Origin of the sequence: Pseudomonas sp. C2B4, from assembly GCF_013359695.1 — a bacterium.
Taxonomy (GTDB): domain Bacteria; phylum Pseudomonadota; class Gammaproteobacteria; order Pseudomonadales; family Pseudomonadaceae; genus Aquipseudomonas.
In genome coordinates, this window is record NZ_JABFMU010000009.1 from 1 (window position 1) to 20,003 (window position 20,003).

Consider the following 20,003-nt stretch of genomic DNA (forward strand, 5'->3'; position numbering starts at 1 on the left):
CAAACTCTCGATTCAAGATGTTCGGAATATCCGGCCGCTCGACCGTCGCTTGTTTATAGGCATGTGAGCCGGGTTGTTTGCTGACTAACTCCAGTTCCCGCATTAGGCCACGCACCTTGAACCGCCCGATTTGCTCGCCATCTTCCTGCATCATCGACACGATGCTGCGACTACCGGCGGCGCTTCGACTTTGCGTAAACAGTTCATTGACCCGACTGCGCAACCGAAGCCGCTCAACGTCCGGAGTTCGGCGTCTGAGGCGGTGGGCGTAGTAACACGAGCGAGTAATGTCAAAGACCGTGCAAAGCCAATCGACCGGCTCCTGGGCGCTTAACTGATCAATCAGCGTGTGCGCTCGTGCTCTTCCGACATCAAGAGCGCGGTAGCCTTTTTTAAAATGGATTTCTCCCGCTCAAGTCGAGCGATTCGAGCTTCCAGTTCCTGGATTTTTTGCTGTTCAGGCGTCAACGCCTTGCTCTGCGGAGTAACACCGGTGCGCTCCTGCTGGAGCTGATTAACCCAGCGGCGCAACGCGGACTCGACCACCCCGAGCGAGCGGCAGGCCTCGATATGGCTGTAGCCTTGATCGAGCACGAGGCCTGCGGCCTCGCGTTTGAATTCAGCGGAAAAGGAACGACGTTGCTTGGTCATCAGACACCTCTATCTGGCGAGCATTCTCGCCTAAATGGGTGTCCGGTTTCATTAGACCACTACAAGGTCTTCCTTTTTAGGTTTGGCGCGTAGATACGTAAGGCTCAAAATTTGAAAGCGCCTTAGGATCGGTCAAAAGCTTGCCGCACCTCCACGCTGTCGACTTCTTTGACCGACGCGGTGATGTTCAAAAGATTCGAACGCGCATCAACACGTGAAGTTTATCTCGGTTACAGCCCTCAAGGGACCTGGTTCTCCTCACCATAATAACCCTCTCCTTTCGCGCGCTCATTCTTCCAGTACTGGATAAGCTCGTCGACGCTCTCAACATTATGCGATTCGAGTTCCCCAAAATCGGATTGTCGCCACTCATCGAAGGTTTGCTCTAGGAGGGTGGTCGCAACCTCTTCATAGGGCATGCGAGGATCGATCAACTCCTCATGGCCCTGGCCGCCACTCAGCCACTCGCTAGAACTGTACCCACTGGGCAAATTGCAAAAGCGCCACCATCCACGATATGTCGCGGCAGATCGACGAACCGAATCGGCGCGAAAATTCGTCTCATCCATTTCTGACCAAATGCCCTTTTGAATCATGGAATCGCGGTCTGCATCGCGATCCAGAAAAAACATTTCATGCATTTGAGGATCACTATTGGCCCAATCATAAAATTCGCAGTCGATGCCTGACTGCCCCCAGCGTAAAACCGTGCGCACCACTGCCGCCTTCGTCGAGCCAAATACCCATTCGTACTCGTGTAAAAAAGTAGGCTGATCGGAGAGTTTTCCCTCACAGGCGAAGGCAAATTTTTCCCGATACTTAAACCAAAATTCATCCAGCTCATCGAGTGTTCGCAGGCGGACAAAAAGCGCTCCGCCTGCAAGCAACACGCGCTCTGGTAACTCGATGAAAGCGGGTAACCGTGGTGAATTCGTTTTCATAGACGTATCAATCTCGCTAACACAATGCCTGCTTCCGCTTGGCTTGCTCCCTTTACAGCCACTGTCGACGCGACAAACGCCCCAAACAGAGCGAAGTTTTTTGTCGAAGCCGTGCAAGAGAGAGGTAAATGTGCCGTAACTCAGGAAACTCATCGGCTTTTGACTGTGGCCGGGCGTCAGTAAAGCTTCCCTCTCAATTTGGTTGACCCTCAGCCTCCAGTGCACCGAAGGTCTTATCAACACTCACAATGAACATCCTACAAAGAACGAAATGCCAGGCAAACGTGGCCTTTCGCAGTGGCGGATTGAGGATCTGTTTAACGAAAATTCGAAAAGGTGGATGGCAACAGCCGATTCCAGTTGCTTGAAGATGCACCTCCTCTCAGAAGAAAAATCAGGCAGAGAAGCCGGTTTATACTGTGCGCAGTATAGAACAAAAATGCTTTGACCGGCCTTATCGTTCCTTTTGCGAGAAGTATTCATGCGATTGGAACTCAAGCGGGCCATTGGCACCTCCATCAAGTCATATCGACTCAAGAGAGACATTTCGCAGGAAAGCTTAGGTCCGAGCCAACCCTACATAAGCAACCTTGAAGCAGGAAGAGGCAGTGCGTCGCTAGACAAAATCGAGCAGATGGCAGATGTTCTCGGAGTTCATCCGATAAGCATAATTGTTGCTGGCTACCTCACATCAAATGAGGATGCCGACAAGGACCAGTTGTTTGAAAGGATCCGAAATGAGCTGGCCGAAATAGGGCTCTAGCTGATCTCAGTTACTCGGAGCCGCTATATTCGACTGGTTTTCCTCCGGGACATTTATTGGATGCCGCAGTGAAGATCATCCCAAGCGTTCAACCGTTACCCTGGTAGTCACCGCCTTGGATCTGCTCGGCCGGTTCGATGAGCGCACGCCCTTGATTGCATACGCTGTCAATCGCACGGTCAACTTTGAACCACTCGAAGGTCTCCGAAGATTTGCGATGTAGCAGCACCATCTGTTCTGCGCGGGTGTCGTAGGATCCAACCATTACTGGGCCAGTTTTTCCGACATTGCCACGGATCGGCGGTCGTGGATGTCAACCATTCCCGGCGGCGCTGTTAGCGGTAATGATGCCGAATCCGTCGTGCTCACCTGTCTCAAACTCGGCAGTTGGATACCAGCTGAAGCAGCACATTTGTATGACCCGTTGAGTCACGGCGGCTTCTGCCATCTCATTTGCCTTGCTCTGACCATCTCTACGGGAGCGCGGTTGCCCTAAACACAAAGATAAGATATCAACGAGAAGCTGAGAGGCTGCGCCATGTACTCAAAAATCCTCAGCGACGGCTCAGTGAATGTAAAGCGGTAAGCTAGGAGCAGATTGGTACCATGACTGTCATAGAGCAAGCTGTAGACCTACTACAGAAAGCCAAGAAGGTGGTCTTTTTCACTGGCGCTGGTATCTCCGCCGATAGTGGTATCCCCACGTATCGCGAAAAACTTTCTGGAATCTGGACAGGGTTCGATCCGAGGGATTTAGAGACGGCCAAGGCCTTTCGGGACAACCCTACACTGGTATGGGGATGGTATATGTGGCGGAGGCTCCGAGTAGCTCAGGCAGAGCCAAATGCTGCGCATCTTGCAATCCCTCGCATCGCTAACCCACAGCGCCAGGTTTCTGTTATCACCCAGAATATTGATGACCTCCATGAGCGAGCAGGCTCTTTAAATGTGGTGCATTTGCATGGCAGTTTGGCAATGCCCAAGTGCTTCGCCTGCCATCGGCCTGCGGTTGTGTCACCAGATCAATCAGCTATACCGGATGAGGGTGCCCTGATCGAGCCTCCTAGGTGTCAGCGGTGTAATGGCAAGATGCGTCCTGCGGTGGTCTGGTACGGAGAGGATTTGCCGCCCCAGGCTTGGAAAACTGCGGTGCAGTTGGTGAAAGATTGCGATCTGCTGGTCTCAGTCGGCACCTCCGGGATCGTCATGCCTGCCGCAGGCCTTCCCGATCTTGCGTTGGCGTCTGGAGCTTCGGTCATTCATGTGAACAAGGTCGACGTTGCAATGGGTGAACCGAAGGAGTTCATGCTGATGGGGGCTGCCGCCGAAGTACTGTCGATGCTGCTCGAAAGGATAGAGGCGGGTAAGACCAGGAAGCTTGAGCTTTGAAGCTGCGTTTCGAACACGTGTTTCTGATCTGCCCATTAGACCGCTACAGGCGGACGCTTACGACGCAGGTTTATAGGGAATTATAGAGCGATTATAGAGCGACTATAGAACGACTATAGGTGACCGAATCTGGTCGCCTTGTATTGGACTGACGACCTCAACGCGTGGAGGCTTAAATGACGATGCCATTTGAACGGAGCAGGTCCGTCGCACAAACTCATGCGTTCCTGACGGAACTTGCTCGCGACACAGAAGTGCCCGAACGCGTTAGACAAAACGCTTATTTCCTTTTACGCCACTTTCCTACTAAGCACGATGTGCTGCAGGCTGGGCGTATTGAAGAGCAAGCGAAAAAAGTGGGGATAGGTACATTCGGCCCCGTTTTTTGCTCCTCAACTGAAGACTGGTAGGTGCCCATCACGACCGGTTGAATCTACAACCCATAGCTGCCGTTCATGGAGGGCAGTTGACGGCCAAAAGCGGTCATCGAGTACCTTAGAAATTTAGGACGCTTTAGGCTGCCACAAGCTTGTGATGGCAAAAGCGAAGTCGGTGTCGGAGGCGTGGATCACAGCATGACATCAGCGGAATCAGCTGCAATTCCGCTGGTGCAAGTCAATTAAGGGCTAACAATGACCTTGATGTCCGAGCCCGAGATGCTCTTGATGTATGAGTAGCTCGTTCCCAAGACGGCCAACTGCTCCTTCGACACCTTCTTCGCTGATATCGCGGGTTGGACGATCACAAATTTGAAAATCAGCTCATGGTCGTGGCATTTGTTGCGCAGTATCTCCAGCTGCTGAGGCGTGCCTTTCAGGATTCTGTCGAAGTCCTTCAGCAGTGATTGCTGGTAGCGATCCATCAGTCGGTTGAAGAACTTATCGCCCGTGTACAGCCATTTCACCGATCTCGACGCCTGACCGCATACCTCATAGACGTCGGCGACCCGCGCCCCAGGCGCGGCCACGCCATCCGTCATAGGGCAGAATTTGCAGTGGTAAAGGTCGACGTAGATGGCGTCCTTATTTTCCCTAATTGCCACCAGATCAGCAATTTCGCCTTTGCCGTCATCGTTGAAGACGATGGAGTAGTCATCAGCGATCTTGTCAAAGGTGAAGCCTTGTACTGAGTCCTTACGTCGCTCTGCACGCATGGACTCCTGATGGATTTTCGTCGTTCCCCAATCCCAGGGTTCGAGCAAACCGGCAGGCAGTTTTACATCCATGCTGTTGAGCGAGTACTGACGGTAGTTGCCTTGCACCATGGAACCGTCGACCTTGAGCAATACAAGCGGCTCTGCATCCAGGTAGGAGTCCAGTGGCATTTCGTGAGGGTAAAGGATCTTCACACCTGGGCAGGAGGTCTTGTATCCATCCTCCAACAACTTGATGGCGATGCTAGTGAGGCGACGCTCCTTTCCATCGTTGTCCGCGACCAAGACGGGGATCTCCAGCGTCCGCGCGCCACTGTACTCAGGCTTACCAAGCTCAACGTCGAGAAGGTTGAAAGTCTCTCCCTGAATATACAGCGAGATCCTTTGCTCGTTTTCGATCGCGATCGACACAGGCCAGTCCGCGTAGAACAGGCCTTCTGGCCATCTGTCCTTGATTTGGTCAACACGCATGACATTTTTGAGTACGTCAGCAGGGTCGATGGTGTTGTCGTTGAGTTTGACTGACATGCGTTTGCACCAATCGACCCAGTAGTTGATCGGAGAGGAGTTCATCTCCCAGATCTTGCCCTTATGCGAGCAGCCTATGGTGGTTCGTTCTCCATCCTCAAAACCGGTGGCGAAGATGTTGGACTTTGTCGCATTGCCCTTCTCGATGTCGCTGATCACTTGGTTGATATCGCGGCCCACGTGCATCGTGAACCGCAGGTCTTTCCGGGCGCGGGACAGGCCAACGTTCTGTAGCTTCATCAGCTTAATGTCGTGGAGCGTACGGAAGGTCGGTTCACCATTGATGCGACGAGAGTCTTTGGCCACTAGGTTGAGAAAGCGAGTCGCCTGGGTGTCGTCACCCGACGTGTGAATGAATAGGGTTTTCTGCGCCTTGTTGTAGAAAGCGATGTACAGATTCCAGTTGGTATCGACGATCTCTTCGGTCTGAGCCCACCCAACCAGCGTCTCTCGCCGAGTCACGGCAATGACGGTATCGGCCTGATCATTGATCGAGATGTACTGCAGCGTTTCTCTGCGCCCATCCAGACCCTGCGCTCGCTGCGGTGTCCAGTCTTTGGGAGAGACGTGGTACGCCACGGCGCTGATTTTGGGGGTCGGGTTCAGCCCAAAAATCACCTGGGCATCGTCACCGTCAGCAAACTGCTCGTTGAAGTCCGCTTTCTCAATCTCCCGGCCGATCTTTTGCTCGCTCACGTTGCGAATGACTGCACCCCAGTCAGCACTCTCCTTATAGAGGTCGGCCATCTGGTGGTCGGTCTTCTGGTTAGCAATGTTCGCCACGAACTTGGCATCACCAAGAGAGGCATCAACCCTCGTCAGCCGGCCAATGAACTGGAGCGTCACCGCAGGGCTTTGGTGTTGATCATGAATGGCGGCGATTTTGAGCTCGGGCATATCGAAGCCTTCGCCAAGCATGTCGACGCAGACGATGATCCGGTGCTTCTTCTTGACGATCTCAGCCATCACCCTGGATTGGTTCGGCACATTGCTGTGAATCAGGACTGGCGTCAGGTCGGCGTGCTGCTTGTAAATCTCAAACAGATCTGTCGCCCGCTTGTGCGACTTGGCCCGCACCATCATCAAATGGTTGTACCCGGCCTTGAGGTCAGCCCTGAGTAGCTCAACAGCCTTGTCTGCGATGGCCTGATCAGAAAGCTTGAGGTTGTATTCTCGTACCGGATGGAACTCGATGCCTTTGAAATAGCCATCAAGCTGCGCATCCCGGAGCGGATAGTTGTAGATGATCTTGCCGGCCAGAGCCAGACCATCCTCTCGGAATGGCGTCGCTGTGAACTGAATACAAGGTTTGCCCCTGAAGGCGGTTTTGATTCGGTTCCAACTGGCTGCCACGACATGGTGAGCTTCATCGATCATCAGGTGGCTGCACATGTTCACCAGCACGCCCAAGGCGGCGTCTTCGAATAGCAGCAGGGCCTGGGGAGTGGCCACAATGATGTTGGCAGTAGCCAATTCTGCAACCTGCGCCTCAGACAGCTTAGAATCGATGGCTGCAACAATGGGATTGCGTGCCGTGTCCGATACTGCCCCCACGGTACGGAGCGTCTTCATCTCTGTGCATTTGCCCACCAACTGCGTCCTGAGAGCGTCCGAGGGAACCAGGATCAAGCTTCTGGCCATCCTCGCAGCGAGGATCAGCGCGAGCATGGTGTCGGTCTTCCCTGTACCCGTCGGCATGACCACCGTGGCGGTCGAGGAGGGGTCAACCACCAGGTGCCCCAGGGTGGCATAAAGCGCAGCCAGTTGCGGCTTTCTCAGCCCGGGTGCGTTCGTCTTGGGATCGTCGAGACTGAAATTGAAGAGATGGTTTTGCCAGCTCTGGTACACATCCGAATGCGTTACTACTACATCGTCCATGGCGATTACCTGAGAGCAGAAATAACTTCTAGAATAAGGTGGCGATATGGTAGCACGCCTCCTATTGCTTGCATGACCTTAACCACTTAGACATAAGGACAATACCAGTCGAGCCCCGCGCAGCATTGCCGAACTGTCGTGCCCGCTTTTGGCCGTTTTCTGCCTGTCACGAAGGGCCGCATTCAACTGTGGATTCAACCGGTCGATGCAACAGATTGGCTAAATCGTTCAGCGGGCGTTTCGTAGTTTAGTGTTTTTCGAGGGCGGCTATTTAGCTGCCTTGCTACTTCATTGAGCGTGGCTTGCGAGTGCTCCGCCAGGTCGGTTCCTTTCGGGAAGTACTGCCTTAACAGCCCGTTGGTGTTCTCATTCGTTCCCCGTTGCCAGGGACGATGAGGGTCGCAGAAGTAGACCTTGATGTCGGTAGCCACCGTAAAACGCTTATGGTCGACCATCTCTTTGCCGCGATCCCACGTCAGCGATTGGTAGAGTTCCTCGTGGTGTTCTTGGGCGCGGTCGCTGCCGGAGGACTCAGCGCGGTTGCAGGAGGGATGAAACTGCCAAATAGCGCAGGAGGGTGACGGAGCAGGAGGCCCAGCGGGACATCAGCCATTACCTGATGCATCGCTACAACTGGATCAGGCCGCATCAATTCAATGAAGGGCTACTCCCCCGCGGTGGCCGAAGCAAAACTTAACCTACTGTCCGGGATGGGTTGACTACTACAAGCTAGATTTCCCAACTTGGTCCAGATATTTCCCCCGACGACTACAATTAGTCTTGCGCAGTCCACTACGGCCTTTCTAAGTGGCATCCAACGCTCAACCTCGCTCAGGAGATCAGTTGATGTCTGCCCTCATTTCCCAACTCAACACGGTTTGGGCACCACGCCTGCTTAGTGTCCTGCGGATCATTACGGCCTTCCTGTTCCTCCAACACGGTACCGCCAAGTTATTTGGATTTCCGCATGTCGCTTTTTTCGATGAGTTGAGCCTGTTTTCCCTGATCGGCTTTGCCGGAGTGCTGGAAGTGGTTGGCGGACTGCTGCTAGTGCTCGGCCTTTTCACGCGCCCGGTGGCCTTTATCCTGTCCGGAGAAATGGCTTTCGCCTATTTCATCGGGCACGCCCCCAAAGGGCTGTTCCCGCTGCTGAATAACGGTGAGCCGGCGATCCTGTTCTGCTTCATTTTTCTATACTTGGTTGCGGCCGGTGGTGGCGCCTGGAGTCTTGACCGTCGCCTGTGCCGAGGAAAACCTGGCTGCGATTGGGTCTAGGCCAGCCGTGGCAACCGTCGCGGAACTGGATGCCTTTTCCTGCGGGTTCCTCTTGGGGCGTCAGTGCCTGGATGTACGAATGCCTGTGGGGAGCTAGTCAGAAATCTTCAAAAACTGCTCGGCTTATAAGCTTGTTTACCGTTGTTGAGGCAAAAATCAGCAACTCACCCTGGGTCAATTTTCCATCTGCACCAACACCACCTCTAAAGCTTACGTGCATATAAGGAGGATTTCGCACGAACCCATGCTAATCCCCAACTCCTGGAGGCGATGCGCAATGCAAAACCGCATCAACACGAAGGCAAGGCTCGCGTTTGTGGCGTTCCTGCTTATCTCGATTGTCATCGGGGCGATCTGGTATTTCTTTTCATTAAGCCAATACACAACCTATCAGATCTATACCCAAGAGTCGGTCTCTGGCCTCATGATCGATGCCCCGATTGAGTTCCACGGCGTAGATGTGGGAAAGGTGAAAAGCATCAGACTGGTCAATCCGCATTCAGTGGCCATCGTGTTGAATATCGACAAGACTGTCCCAGTTAGTTCGACCAGTGTGGCGACGATTACCTCCAGAGGACTAGCAACACGAGGATTTACCGGCTACGTATACATTGCTCTCGAAGACGTCGGCACCAATTCGGTACCACTGACCGCATGGCCGGGCGAGCCTTATCCGATCATTCCGACGGCACCCTCGAAAATCGTGACGCTCGATACGTCGATAAATCAGGTAAACGAAAATTTCCAGGCACTGGCCCAAGTGCTGAAATCGCTATTCGACGAGAAGACTATTGTGTCGCTGAAGCAATCAGCCGACAACATGCAGCAAGTCACCAAGGCACTGGCTGAAAATACCAAGAAGCTGGACGCTATCGTTGCCAATATCGAGCGCGCCAGTCATGGATTTGAACCGCTCCTGAAATTGAGCCATGACACCGTGAGAGCGCTCCAGGTGCAAATCTTGCCGGAAACGCACAAGGCCTTGTCCGACCTTGAAAATCTGTCCAGTTCCTTCTCTACTCAACTCTTGCCGGAAGCGCACAAGGCCCTGTCCGACCTTGAAAATCTGACCAGTTCCCTCTCTACGGTAACGGCCAAGATCAATCGAGACCCCTCAATCCTGATTCGTGGTTCCGCGCCACCGCCACCCGGACCGGGGGAAAAAAAATGAAATTTCCCATAGGCAGGGCGGCTCTCATCGCATTATGCGTCGTCTTGCTATCGGGCTGCGCCTTGCTCTCCCCGGCCAAGATTGATACGAAGAAATATGTGCTGAACTCCATCCCGCTCAATCTACCCAGCGAACAGACCCACTCCGCGACCCTTCTGGTCTTGCCCCCCGAGACTGAGCCTATCTATGCCATAACGCAGATGGCCTATACGACAAAGGCTTATGAAATCGCATATTTCAGCCAGAACGAATGGGGGGCAACGCCATCGCAGATGATTCAACCTTTAATCGTCGAGACACTTCGGCAAACCCACCATTTCAGCGAGGTTCTACCGTCCCCTCACTTCGGCCGCCACACTTTTGCGCTTCGCAGCGAAATCCTGGAGCTTAAGCAGGACTTCACTTCGGACCCCGCGATGCTGCAACTCGCGATGCGCTTCTATCTGAGCCGCGAGGCAACGAATCAAGTTATCGCTACCAAGGAATTGTCGGTTCGGGAACCCATGCGGGAAAGGACCCCCTATGCGGGAGTCGTGGCGGCCAATGAGGCCACGGGAAAGCTATTGCGGGAATTAGCCAAATTTGTAGTCGAGAAAGCACATTAAGGCAGCATTCTGCGCAAGGTATCGTCCTTGAAAACAAAGTGATGCCACAGTGCCGCACTCATATGAATCAATATGAAAAAACAGAGCGTGTAACCCAACCATTTGTGAATGTCGATGAATCGCTGTAACAGATAGCCGTCGTAACGAATCAAATCAGGCAGCGTATATAGACCAAAGAGCGATACTGGAATGCCAGCGGCGGAAGACATGAGCCATCCAGTCATCGGCAAGGTGAACATCAGTGCATAAAAGGAAAGATGGACAAATTGAGCGGCGATTTTTTGCCAGTCAGGCAGGTGTGCAGCCAGTTGCGGCAGTATTTGAGTTAAACGCCATGCCAAACGCGGTGCGAGTAGCATTAGCACCAATATGCCGAACGCCTTATGGTAGAAAATCAGGTAGATCTTTTCCGTATTAAAACCGACATCAGGAAGCGTGACCATGTAGAGACCCAATATTACAAGGCCAATAACAAGAAGAGCCATCGACCAGTGGAACAGGATCGCGATCACTCCATAACTTTCCTCGGTGTTCTCGATCGGCGACATCGCTCGTGCTCCGTTCATCAAGTGCCCTACCGGCGCAAGGCTAACCCAATTTCATCTCTCGTCATCAAGCAGTTGGACAGTATTTCCACTTGCTATATCCCGGCCTCTCAGCAGGTATCCGGCCCGGCCTTGGTTTGATAGCGGCAACGTGAGTTAGGTTTTATGCACCTTTCCACAGCGATTCGCGCTGTTCTCAAGGCGCTGTGCTGTGCGGTATGAAGTGGGTTTGCGCCTCTGGGCTTGTGCAGGGAGAGTCGTCCATGCACCTGCGGCGTACTACCATTGACTAAACCGGTCCGCTACCAAGTCTCTGCAAGCGGCGCGAAGATACCGGGTGTGACCAGTCGCCAGGTCGTACCTGATTGGTGAGATATCCCCCGAGGTACTCGCTGGGGCCCTGGCGATTCTGCGCGAGAGAGGCATCAGCCATGTTGCGCCACAAGTACCTCCCCCTGTTGCTCGCCCTTGTCAGCTCACTGCTCGTCTCGGTTACGCAGGCGGAGGAGTTGCCAGCGCCCATCAAAGCGTTTGAGGCTCGCGGAGCCACCATCGTGGGCGAGTTCGCGGCACCCGGTGGTCTGCGAGGCTATGCCGCGCGCTATAACGGGCAAGGGCTGGCTCTGTACCTCATGGCCGATGGCCGGCACGTCCTGATTGGCACCCTGTTCGATGCCCAGGGTGAGGATCTGACGGGTGCACCGCTGGAGCGTCTGATCTACGAACCGATGGCCAAGGAGGTGTGGGCACGTCTGGAAAAGAGCACCTGGATTGCCGATGGGCGCAAAGATGCCCCACGCATCGTCTACATGTTCGATGATCCGAACTGTCCCTACTGCAATAAGTTCTGGCACAAGGCGCGCCCGTGGGTTGAGTCCGGCAAGGTTCAGTTGCGCCACATCATGGTGGGCCTGCTCAGTCCCGACAGTGCCGGCAAGTCCGCGGCGCTGTTGACGGACAAGCAACCAGAAGCCGCGCTGAAACAGCATGAGGTGGCCGGTGGCGGGAGCTTACTCAAAGCTCTTGAAACGGTGCCCAGCAATGTTCAGGAGCAACTCGACGCCAATCTTGCGCTGATGACTGGGCTGGGCAGCGAGGCAACGCCCACGATCGTCTATCGCGATTCAAAGGGCCGCCTGCAAATGCAGAAAGGCTTACAACCAGCTCAGGTCATGTCGGAGCTTCTGGGGCCGGAATAAACCCCAGCCGGGGTTGACCTTCCTATCAGGGGAGGCTACAGAATTCGGAAAAAATCGTACGGTAAGCCCCAGGCTGTCAAGTTTAGGTCATAGAAGTTGAAAGCGAGCCGTCAGGAAATGCAGAAACAACCCTATTCTGACACTGCGCCAGTGCCCCACCTGACGCCCGTTTGAGGTGTACTTCAACTGGACACAAGCTATATCCATTGAGGCTTACAACTGTATCGCGCGGCTTAACGTACAAAAATCTCCGACTTTGTGAGATTCCCATCTACGAAATTAAATAAATCGTACATTAACGGGCGATTGGAAGAATTTGCGGCTAATTTTAGATGCCTATTCTGTTCAAAATTAAGGGGGACGCATGGCTAACTACACGGTTACCGTACTCAACTGCAACAGTATTGACCGCGCAGATGTAGTTATTTCTGAGGGGGCGCTAAATATCAAATTTGGGCCAAACGGCCTTGGAAAAAGCACTATTGCGAAAGCTATCATCAGCCATATTCGTGCTGACGGCTCTCTCCAGGAGTTAATCCCTTTCAAGCACCGCGGCAAGCCTGATATGCCAGCCCCGGAGGTTCGGGGAGTGGACCAACTTAGGAAAGTCCTCGTTTTTGACGACAATTATGTGCAGCAATTCGTCTTTCAAAAAGATGAGATTGTGAAAAATAGTTTCGAGATTTTCATCAGAACGCCGGAATATCTGGCGGAGATGGCCGATATCGATACGCTGCTCTCGGGTATCCGAAAAGCGTTTTCCGACAATGCTGAAATCGGGCAAGTCGTAACCGACCTGAAAGAATTACGGGAGGCCTTCGGAAAATCCAAGACAGGAGCCATTCCCAAGACAAGCAAGATTCACAAGGCATTCGGAACTGGCAATAAGCTGGAAAACATTCCTGATGTCCTGCAACCATTTTCGACGTTTATTAAAAGTCAGGAACCCGCCAAATGGATCGCATGGCAGGTAAAAGGCAATGAATTTCTACAATTAGCAGATAGCTGCCCCTACTGTTCAATAGCGCTGACTAGCGCAGAACAGAAGGACACAGCCTTGGCCGTCGAAAAAGAGTATGACTCCAACACCGTCGGGCACATTAACCTCCTTCGAGGAATCATCGACAGGCTGGGAAAATATTTCAGCGAGAAGTGCCGGGAGAATCTAGAGAATGTGACAAAGGCAAAGGTTGAATTGCAGGCGGAGGAGCAAAGTTTCCTGACGGGCCTCAAAGCGGACATTGATGCATTGATCAACAAGCTGGAGGGGTTGCGAACTATATCTTTCTTCTCTCTGCGCGATTTCGAAGAAGTTGGCGACCAACTGACACCGTTGAAAATTGAGCTCAATTTGATCGACAAGCTTGACTCCGAGGAGACGCGCAAGACCGTTGACCCTATCAACCTTCAGCTCGACGACTTGATTGGGAAAGTTGGTAGCCTCAAAGGGAAAATCAATCGACACAAAGCGAAAATTAAAAAAAGCATCGAGGACAACCAGAACAGTATCAATGGTTTCCTGAAGTCTGCGGGCTACAAGTACGTTGTTGAAATCGTAGCCGAACCAGAATCCTACAAAATGAAGCTAATCCACAAAGACCAGGTGAATTACATAGAGACGGCCTCACGTCATCTGAGCTACGGCGAAAAAAACGCATTTGCGCTTGTACTATTCATGCACCAGGTCCTTAGCGAAAAACCGGATTTGGTCGTATTGGATGATCCGATCTCATCTTTCGACAAGAACAAGAAATTTGCGATCCTCCAGGAGCTATTCCGGGGTAAGGCCAGTCTGCGCGGCATAACCACGCTGATGCTCACCCACGACATCGAACCCGCGATTGATGTCATAAAAAGCACCAACGCCATATTCAAAGCCGCCGAACCATCTGCTTGCTTCTTATCTTCGCGCGTCGGGGTTGTAACGGAGGTTCCGATCGAGAGGAACGATATCCAGACCTTCGCCAAAATCTGCAAAGTTAATATCGAGGCACTTACCGACACCCTCCTGAAGACAATCTACCTGCGACGACACTTCGAGCTGCTGGACGACGCAGGCCTGGAATACAACCTGCTTGCTAGCCTCTTCAAGGGAAGGGATACACCGACAATTCAGTCAGGGTCTTCTATTCGGGACATGACGGCTGCCGAACAGGCAGATGCCGAGTCATTAATCCGCGACAAGCATATCGCCGACTTTAATTACATTGCCCTGGTGGCTGAGGTGAAGGACGTGGAGGCCATCAAGGCTAAGTTTTACGCGACCGCTGTGGGTTATGAAAAAATCCAGCTGTTCCGGCTCATCAATGATGAGCACGACGACAGCGTCATCCGCAAATTCATCAACGAGTCCTATCACATCGAGAATGAATACGTGATGCAGCTCAACCCGCATAAATTCGAGAGCATTCCGGAATATGTCATCGAGGAGTGTGTCGCGCTGCTTACGCCTGCTCCCATCGTTGCGTAAGTCAGTACCAGATCAACAGCTCGGCACGGATCTGCATTAATCCTTACTGACACTTTGGGGGCTTTTTGACCTGGACGCACGCATGGCCAGCGCCTGGTCAACACAAACAAGCCCCCGGCCGGCTGGATTACCGATCAACGATCGCTTAACACTTTCTATGACCTAAACTTGACAGCCTGGGGCTTACCGTACGATTTTTTCCGAATTCTGTGGTTTCCCCTATCATGTCAAGGTCGAAGCTGCATGTGCGGCAAGAGATGCCGCTTTAACATGAGAGGCCCGTTATGTTCGTCTTGGAAGTTTCCGGTATCGGTTGAGTCGTAGTCAGGTCGCTCTTACGTCGTTCAAACGACCCGATCCATGCTTCAGGACTTAGTTTTGGTGCCATCCCCCACGGCATATCGAAGGGCTATTCGGCTTTCGGCGGCTTGTAGCTGATCCCGTTCGGGCCAGCACCGACCTTGTGTGTGCCGACGACCTTGCGGCTCTTCGTATCAATTACGGATACGGTGCCCGCTTCAATATTGCTGACAAACACATAAGCGCCATCTGTGCTGATGGCCACACCATGGGCGCCCCGGCCGGTGGTCACGGTGCCAATGCTTCTGCGCGTTTGGGGATCGACGATGGAGACTCGATCGTCCGGGTTCTGGTCACTGCCTTGGTTCGCGACATAGACCTGGCGGCTGTCAACGGTGGCCATCATCTGGATCGGCGTACGGCCCACATCAACCTTGCCGATCACCTCGCGCCTGGCTGTGTCGATGATGCCAAGTTGGTTCGCGGCGCTGAGCGACACGAACGCCAGGTGGCCGTCGGGGGCAAAGCCCACTTGGACAGGACCTTTACCCACTGGAATTTGCGCAGTCTCCTTGAGTGTGGCGACGTCGATAAGCGATACACTATCGCTGCGCATATTGGCGACGTAGAGTGTTTGGCCATCGGGGCTCAAGCGCAGCCCATGGGGATAGCGCCCAGTCGGAATGCCAGGTAGTTCGACCAGCTGTTTGAGGTCGAAGACCCGCACCCGATTGGCGGCGGAATCGGTAACAAAGGCGCGCTGCCCAGTGGCGTCGGTGACCACATGAGCCGGGTGATCGCCTGCCGGCAGGCTGAACTGCGGTCTATCCAGAGCGGTGGTACTGAATACCAGCAACTGTCCACTGGCCTTTTCACCACTCGAATGTCCGGCATGTCCGGATATCCCAACAACCAAAAGCAAGCTGCCGTCGGGTGAAACCTGCACGTTGTGCGGGGAAATCGGTAAGGCGACCGTGCTGATCACACCGGTATCGAGGTCCACCTGGCTAATGGACGCCGCCCGCTCGTTGGCGGTGTAGACGCTGCCAGTCGGGCTTGCCAGGGCAAGGCCCAGGTGTGCCCCTAGGGATATACTTAAGGCCAGAGAGGTAAACCGCTTAGCGTTCATGTTGGTGTCTCCAACGAAGGACATGGTATTGAGCCAGGCAGGCCTAAACCGATGCTCAAGCTAAGCGCCAATCGCGAAGTAGTTTGTTGATCGCGGTCAACGATCTCTACCAGGCTCGATACTGAGTGATTGAACGCGAAAAATTTTCCAGAGGAGTACCGCTAGCTAGCCGATCCTGCCGAGGACCGGAAATATCTCCAGCAACCACCAGGCAAAGCCGGTCAATTGGCCGGTCACCATGGCGCCCCCCATGAGAATCAGAATGACACCAGCGCCTATGTGGATGGACCGGCTCCAACGGCGAAGACGCTTCATCTGGGCCAGAAAATGGTTGGTGAACCAGGCCGTCAGCAGGAATGGGAGACCCAGGCCGAGCGAGTAGGTCGACAGCAATGCAACGCCACTGGCGCCCGTACGGCCGGTGGCAGCGCTCAGCGTCAGGATGCTGCCCAGAATGGGGCCGATACAGGGCGTCCAGCCAAAGGCGAAGGCCATACCCAACACATAGGCGGCCAGCGGTCCGCCGGTGGACTTGAACTGGTGGACGAAGCGCACGTCCATATTCAGCCAACGCGGGTTGATCAGACCGGTGATGAACAGGCCGAAGGCAATCACGATGATGCCGCCAATCAGGTTGGTCTCCTGCCGATAGGCAATCAGCAGCCGGCTGATGGCAGTAGCGCTGGCCCCCAGCGCAATGAAGATGGTGGAAAAGCCCAGCACGAAGCTCAGGCTCATGCCGATCACGGCAAGTCGCTCCCGGTGGCTTTCTAGGACTTGCAGTTCATCCACCGAGCGGCCGGCGATGAAGGACATATAGCCTGGTACCAAGGGCAGCACACAGGGCGACAGGAACGAGATCATGCCCGCTGCAAACGCGCTGAGGATGCCGATGTCGCTAAGGTTCATAGCAGACTATTTCCTCGCTGTGGAGGCCATTACTTCCTGCACAAACTCAATGACCTGCGGGCTGTCCCACTCGGCCGCACCGGCTTTGCGGCCAATTTCCCGCCCTTCGCGGTCCAGCAGCAGGGTGGCCGGCAAGCCGAAGGCGCCGAGACTTTGGATGGCTTGCATCTGCTCGTCGAGGTAGATTTGGAGGTGCTGGATACCGATCTCCCGGTAAAAGTCCCGTACCACCTGCAGTCCGCCTTGATCGAGCGAGAGGGCTACCATATGGAAGTCGTTGCCGCCCAGTTTTGCCTGGAGGCGATCCAAGGTCGGCATCTCCTGACGGCAAGGGACGCACCAGGTGGCCCAGAGGTTGAGCAGAACCACCTTACCCCGGAAGTCAGCCAAGCTTCGTGGTTTTCCCTCTCCATCGACGAAACTCACATTGTCTACCGGTTTGGGCTCGGACCAGACGATCAACCCCGCCCGAGTGCTGGTTTCAGCAGTTGGCTCGGCGCCGAACGAGAGGCGAGCCCCGGCCAAAGGCAAGAGTAGGCACAGTGGCAGCCAGCAGGTCCGTAAATACCAGGACTGCCCAGTGCAGCCTGAGGCCCGGTGCGTGGCGCGGGGTAAAGCGCAGGTCATGGCACACCTCACGAGCAACTGTTGCTTTAAACTGTCGAAGCGGCGCTGGCTGGCCACAATTACCGGGGAGGCAAGGCTGCCATTGGGATTATAGCAGTGCCTAACCGCCGTTCATGTGGCCCCTTGCCATTCCTCGTCGCGGACCTCATTAATCGGCTCCTTGGGCAAGGGAGGCTGATATGGCACTGTTGGATGAGCCGGCGGGTTTCAAATACTGCACCTGACGGTCAAGAAGCGAATGCGTGCGACGCTGCTGGCTATTCGAGAGGAGTTGAAGCGCCGACGTCATGACCCCATCCGGGCTAAAGGGCAATGGCTCACTTGGGTGGTGTGTGGTTACTTCAATTACCACGCGGTGCCAAGAAACTTGAAGCTGTTGAGTGGCTTCAGGAAGGCCATATGCCGATATTGGCGTCAGGCTCTCGGCGACGCAGTCAGCGAAATCGGCTGCAATGGTCTCGCTTCGGGTTGCTCACAGATCACTACATACCGAGCCCAAAGAATGCACACCCGTATCCTGAGGATCGCTTCGCGTCACGCACCCGAGGCAGGAGCCGTATGCGGTAGTTCCGCACGTACGGATCTGTGCGGGGGGGGTGGCAAGCGCAGCAAAAGTGTTGTGGATAGGAAGCACAGCAGGCTGATGCGCTGTTGCTGTTTTGATACAACAACTGCACACATCAGATGCAGGACGCTTGACCCAACACTCACAAACTGAATTTTGGCCTATCCCTTGGAGCGCTCAGTCTCAGGAGTTATTCCAACGTTTGCCCCGCCTGTGCAATGGCTTTCCAGGTCTTGCCTTCGTCTTGCGAGAGATAGACGTCACGCTTGAGGGTCGCCATAGCCCACTCCTGAGCATTAGTCGGACTCTGCGCCAAGTAAGCGACGGCATCCTGATTGAGGGGGGGCAAACCGAGGGCGCGGATCTCGTGGGTCTTCAGGTCCAAGATCGAGAGCTGCGGTACCTTGTTAAAACTGCCGAACCATAAGTTCTTTCCGTCGATGCTGAAGCTGACGCTTAGAACCTGAACGTTTTGGAGAACAGGTTGGAAGTGCTCGCCGGCATCGCTCGATAAGAACAGGCCGCTGCTCGTCGCCACGGCAACTGTTTTGCTGTCAGTGGGATGCACCGCCAAGGCACTCGGCTCTGGCCCCATCCCTTGCGCCGATGCATGCTGCCAAGTGGCTCCGTCATTCAGGCTGTAGTACAAGCCCGCAGAAGTCATTTTCGAATTCGGGTGCGTGTTGTAAACGTAAATAGCCCCGCTGTCGAAACCGCTGGCTAACAGATGAAAGTCCGACTCTCCTTGAAGCCCGAGCTGCTGCCAGGTGCTTCCGCCGTCACTGCTCTTGATTAGCCCGAGAGGATTGACCAGTTCACTGCCACTGGCGGGATGACCGCTGCTATAGATCGCCTGACGGCCGGCAGAAAAGCCCATGTAATCGTGTTCAGGCCCAGGTGCCTTGCTCCAGTGTCCATCACGGTATATTGCCAGCCCATTATGACTGGGGATGGAAAGCTGCTGCCCATCCTGGCTGAAAGCGAGCCCGTGAACATGCATCAAGGTAACCGTCGTCGCGGCACCGGCAGCCAGGTGGGTGAGCCCCATCAACAATCCAATCGATACCGCCCGGCGTAGACGCTCTCCCAGATCCATAGTCCATTCTCCAATCGTGACTGAGCCCTTTCCAGTGAATATCTGGCTAACGGCCAACCTCATCTGCGGATGAGCCACCGCAGATGAAATTAAAAGGGTGCCTAACGTCGACACCCAAAGCCTGGCTCTCAACCAAAGGGGAACATAGAGCTGAGGCAATACAACTGTAGCTCACAGCCCCGTGATTGTTTTCAGCATCCACAAATCCCGTGGCAGTCAAAATAAATTGTGCTGATTATGGTGGAGCAATTACATACCGCGCACTACCGCTTGACCTTCCCTCAATGACAAGGTGCAGCTTTACAGTTGAGAGGTACTTCAGACGTTGGCCGAGTCGCATCTGGCCAGCATTGCGATGACTCTGAGCAACCATCTGGGCCCGCTCTGAATGATGCCCCTCTCGACTTACCCGATAGGAAAGCATCATGACTCGTAATAAACCCTCAATGGTTCAGCTCGGCATCGGTGCAGCCATTATCCTGGCGGCTGCCTATGTTTTGTTTCCCGCTTTTCAAGCTTGGATCGCGGCGAATGCGCTGATCTTTCTGGTGCTGCTGTGTCCGCTGTCGATGGTGTTTTGTATGAGTAACATGCACAAGAATCCGCCAACGACCGATGACACACAGAAGATCAATCCAACCAAGCGTGATCCAGACGATATGCCGTGAGCGGTAACTTTTTCCATGGCTGAGCGAGTTGGGCTTGGCTGTTCAGCGATTCCTTGTACCCGAGGAAGTGCCTATTGATCCTCAAACCCTAACCAAAGGGCTCTTTCTGACTGATTTATAATTGTCCGGTTCATTACTAAC

At 54.0% G+C, this 20,003-nt stretch carries 16 protein-coding genes and 3 pseudogenes; 10 read left to right on the forward strand and 9 right to left on the reverse strand.

Translation table 11 applies throughout. The features are described 5' to 3' along the window. Both HNQ83_RS09120 and HNQ83_RS09125 read right to left on the reverse strand, forming a co-directional pair. A pseudogene (locus HNQ83_RS09120) lies at positions 1-651 on the reverse strand (transposase); the annotation flags it as partial. A gap of 239 nt (positions 652-890) precedes the next feature. Further along, entirely contained in the window at positions 891-1,592 is a 702-nt protein-coding gene (locus tag HNQ83_RS09125; RefSeq protein ID WP_175388647.1) for a hypothetical protein, read from the reverse strand. Positions 1,593-2,073: 481 nt separating this feature from the next. Here HNQ83_RS09125 and HNQ83_RS09130 point away from each other — a divergent pair, with 481 nt between their 5' ends. The 3 genes from HNQ83_RS09130 (at position 2,074) to HNQ83_RS09140 (ending at position 4,154) form a co-directional block, all read left to right on the forward strand. Continuing rightward, on the forward strand, positions 2,074-2,355 hold the full coding sequence (locus tag HNQ83_RS09130; protein WP_175388648.1) for a helix-turn-helix domain-containing protein: 282 nt from the start codon (positions 2,074-2,076) through the stop codon (positions 2,353-2,355). Positions 2,356-2,961: 606 nt separating this feature from the next. After that, entirely contained in the window at positions 2,962-3,744 is a 783-nt protein-coding gene (locus HNQ83_RS09135; protein ID WP_175388649.1) for an NAD-dependent protein deacylase, read from the forward strand. Positions 3,745-3,920: 176 nt separating this feature from the next. After that, a complete protein-coding gene (locus tag HNQ83_RS09140) occupies positions 3,921-4,154 on the forward strand; it encodes a BPSL0761 family protein (protein WP_008017168.1) in 234 nt (77 codons plus the stop codon). Between the two features lie 209 nt (positions 4,155-4,363). Here HNQ83_RS09140 and HNQ83_RS09145 read toward each other — a convergent pair whose 3' ends face one another. Both HNQ83_RS09145 and HNQ83_RS09150 read right to left on the reverse strand, forming a co-directional pair. Continuing rightward, positions 4,364-7,303, reverse strand: coding sequence for a DEAD/DEAH box helicase (locus HNQ83_RS09145; RefSeq protein WP_175388650.1), 2,940 nt, complete (start codon positions 7,301-7,303; stop codon positions 4,364-4,366). A gap of 194 nt (positions 7,304-7,497) precedes the next feature. Next, a pseudogene (locus HNQ83_RS09150) lies at positions 7,498-7,800 on the reverse strand (IS30 family transposase); the annotation flags it as partial. An 80-nt stretch (positions 7,801-7,880) separates the two neighbouring features. On the opposite strand from HNQ83_RS09150, the pseudogene HNQ83_RS09155 reads away from it, so the two are divergent. From HNQ83_RS09155 to HNQ83_RS09170, 4 genes and pseudogenes are all read left to right on the forward strand, one after another. Next, a pseudogene (locus HNQ83_RS09155) lies at positions 7,881-8,022 on the forward strand (IS3 family transposase); the annotation flags it as partial. Positions 8,023-8,149: 127 nt separating this feature from the next. Beyond that, positions 8,150-8,578: a DoxX family protein gene (locus HNQ83_RS09160; RefSeq protein ID WP_175388651.1), complete on the forward strand. Its 429-nt coding sequence runs from the start codon at positions 8,150-8,152 to the stop codon at positions 8,576-8,578. 277 nt (positions 8,579-8,855) lie between these two features. Further along, positions 8,856-9,749 (forward strand): MlaD family protein, encoded by an 894-nt coding sequence (locus HNQ83_RS09165; protein WP_175388652.1) that lies wholly within the window; start codon positions 8,856-8,858, stop codon positions 9,747-9,749. Then, positions 9,746-10,354, forward strand: a complete 609-nt coding sequence (locus HNQ83_RS09170) for an ABC-type transport auxiliary lipoprotein family protein (RefSeq protein ID WP_175388653.1) — start codon at positions 9,746-9,748, stop codon at positions 10,352-10,354. Before HNQ83_RS09165 ends, HNQ83_RS09170 begins: the two co-directional genes overlap by 4 nt. Here HNQ83_RS09170 and HNQ83_RS09175 read toward each other — a convergent pair. Then, positions 10,351-10,902, reverse strand: coding sequence for a cytochrome b (locus tag HNQ83_RS09175; protein ID WP_175388654.1), 552 nt, complete (start codon positions 10,900-10,902; stop codon positions 10,351-10,353). The genes HNQ83_RS09170 and HNQ83_RS09175 overlap by 4 nt on opposite strands. 428 nt (positions 10,903-11,330) lie before the next feature. On the opposite strand from HNQ83_RS09175, the gene dsbG reads away from it, so the two are divergent. Together dsbG and HNQ83_RS09185 are read left to right on the forward strand one after the other, a co-directional pair. Further along, a complete protein-coding gene (gene dsbG, locus HNQ83_RS09180) occupies positions 11,331-12,098 on the forward strand; it encodes a thiol:disulfide interchange protein DsbG (protein WP_175388655.1) in 768 nt (255 codons plus the stop codon). Positions 12,099-12,462: 364 nt separating this feature from the next. After that, positions 12,463-14,568: an AAA family ATPase gene (locus HNQ83_RS09185; protein WP_175388656.1), complete on the forward strand. Its 2,106-nt coding sequence runs from the start codon at positions 12,463-12,465 to the stop codon at positions 14,566-14,568. 409 nt (positions 14,569-14,977) lie between these two features. Here HNQ83_RS09185 and HNQ83_RS09190 read toward each other — a convergent pair whose 3' ends face one another. From HNQ83_RS09190 to HNQ83_RS09205, 4 genes are all read right to left on the reverse strand, one after another. Further along, positions 14,978-15,997 (reverse strand): beta-propeller fold lactonase family protein, encoded by a 1,020-nt coding sequence (locus HNQ83_RS09190; protein ID WP_175388657.1) that lies wholly within the window; start codon positions 15,995-15,997, stop codon positions 14,978-14,980. 165 nt (positions 15,998-16,162) lie between these two features. Beyond that, a complete protein-coding gene (locus HNQ83_RS09195; RefSeq protein ID WP_175388658.1) occupies positions 16,163-16,906 on the reverse strand; it encodes a cytochrome c biogenesis CcdA family protein in 744 nt (247 codons plus the stop codon). Between the two features lie 6 nt (positions 16,907-16,912). Then, complete coding sequence (locus HNQ83_RS09200; RefSeq protein ID WP_175388659.1) at positions 16,913-17,533, reverse strand: TlpA disulfide reductase family protein; 621 nt, start codon at positions 17,531-17,533, stop codon at positions 16,913-16,915. A 755-nt stretch (positions 17,534-18,288) separates the two neighbouring features. Then, on the reverse strand, positions 18,289-19,194 hold the full coding sequence (locus HNQ83_RS09205) for a F510_1955 family glycosylhydrolase (protein ID WP_175388660.1): 906 nt from the start codon (positions 19,192-19,194) through the stop codon (positions 18,289-18,291). 425 nt (positions 19,195-19,619) lie between these two features. Here HNQ83_RS09205 and HNQ83_RS09210 point away from each other — a divergent pair, with 425 nt between their 5' ends. Next, positions 19,620-19,862, forward strand: a complete 243-nt coding sequence (locus tag HNQ83_RS09210; protein ID WP_175388661.1) for a DUF2933 domain-containing protein — start codon at positions 19,620-19,622, stop codon at positions 19,860-19,862. The last annotated feature ends 141 nt before the right edge of the window (positions 19,863-20,003 follow it).

What these genes read in the sequence shown, in the direction of transcription:
- HNQ83_RS09125 (WP_175388647.1), bottom strand. Translation starts at nt 1,592, where the DNA reads ATGAAAACGAATTCACCACGGTTACCCGCTTTCATCGAGTTACCAGAG.
- HNQ83_RS09130 (WP_175388648.1), top strand. Translation starts at nt 2,074, where the DNA reads ATGCGATTGGAACTCAAGCGGGCCATTGGCACCTCCATCAAGTCATAT.
- HNQ83_RS09135 (WP_175388649.1), top strand. Translation starts at nt 2,962, where the DNA reads ATGACTGTCATAGAGCAAGCTGTAGACCTACTACAGAAAGCCAAGAAG.
- HNQ83_RS09140 (WP_008017168.1), top strand. Translation starts at nt 3,921, where the DNA reads ATGACGATGCCATTTGAACGGAGCAGGTCCGTCGCACAAACTCATGCG.
- HNQ83_RS09145 (WP_175388650.1), bottom strand. Translation starts at nt 7,303, where the DNA reads ATGGACGATGTAGTAGTAACGCATTCGGATGTGTACCAGAGCTGGCAA.
- HNQ83_RS09160 (WP_175388651.1), top strand. Translation starts at nt 8,150, where the DNA reads ATGTCTGCCCTCATTTCCCAACTCAACACGGTTTGGGCACCACGCCTG.
- HNQ83_RS09165 (WP_175388652.1), top strand. Translation starts at nt 8,856, where the DNA reads ATGCAAAACCGCATCAACACGAAGGCAAGGCTCGCGTTTGTGGCGTTC.
- HNQ83_RS09170 (WP_175388653.1), top strand. Translation starts at nt 9,746, where the DNA reads ATGAAATTTCCCATAGGCAGGGCGGCTCTCATCGCATTATGCGTCGTC.
- HNQ83_RS09175 (WP_175388654.1), bottom strand. Translation starts at nt 10,902, where the DNA reads ATGTCGCCGATCGAGAACACCGAGGAAAGTTATGGAGTGATCGCGATC.
- dsbG (WP_175388655.1), top strand. Translation starts at nt 11,331, where the DNA reads ATGTTGCGCCACAAGTACCTCCCCCTGTTGCTCGCCCTTGTCAGCTCA.
- HNQ83_RS09185 (WP_175388656.1), top strand. Translation starts at nt 12,463, where the DNA reads ATGGCTAACTACACGGTTACCGTACTCAACTGCAACAGTATTGACCGC.
- HNQ83_RS09190 (WP_175388657.1), bottom strand. Translation starts at nt 15,997, where the DNA reads ATGAACGCTAAGCGGTTTACCTCTCTGGCCTTAAGTATATCCCTAGGG.
- HNQ83_RS09195 (WP_175388658.1), bottom strand. Translation starts at nt 16,906, where the DNA reads ATGAACCTTAGCGACATCGGCATCCTCAGCGCGTTTGCAGCGGGCATG.
- HNQ83_RS09200 (WP_175388659.1), bottom strand. Translation starts at nt 17,533, where the DNA reads ATGACCTGCGCTTTACCCCGCGCCACGCACCGGGCCTCAGGCTGCACT.
- HNQ83_RS09205 (WP_175388660.1), bottom strand. Translation starts at nt 19,194, where the DNA reads ATGGATCTGGGAGAGCGTCTACGCCGGGCGGTATCGATTGGATTGTTG.
- HNQ83_RS09210 (WP_175388661.1), top strand. Translation starts at nt 19,620, where the DNA reads ATGACTCGTAATAAACCCTCAATGGTTCAGCTCGGCATCGGTGCAGCC.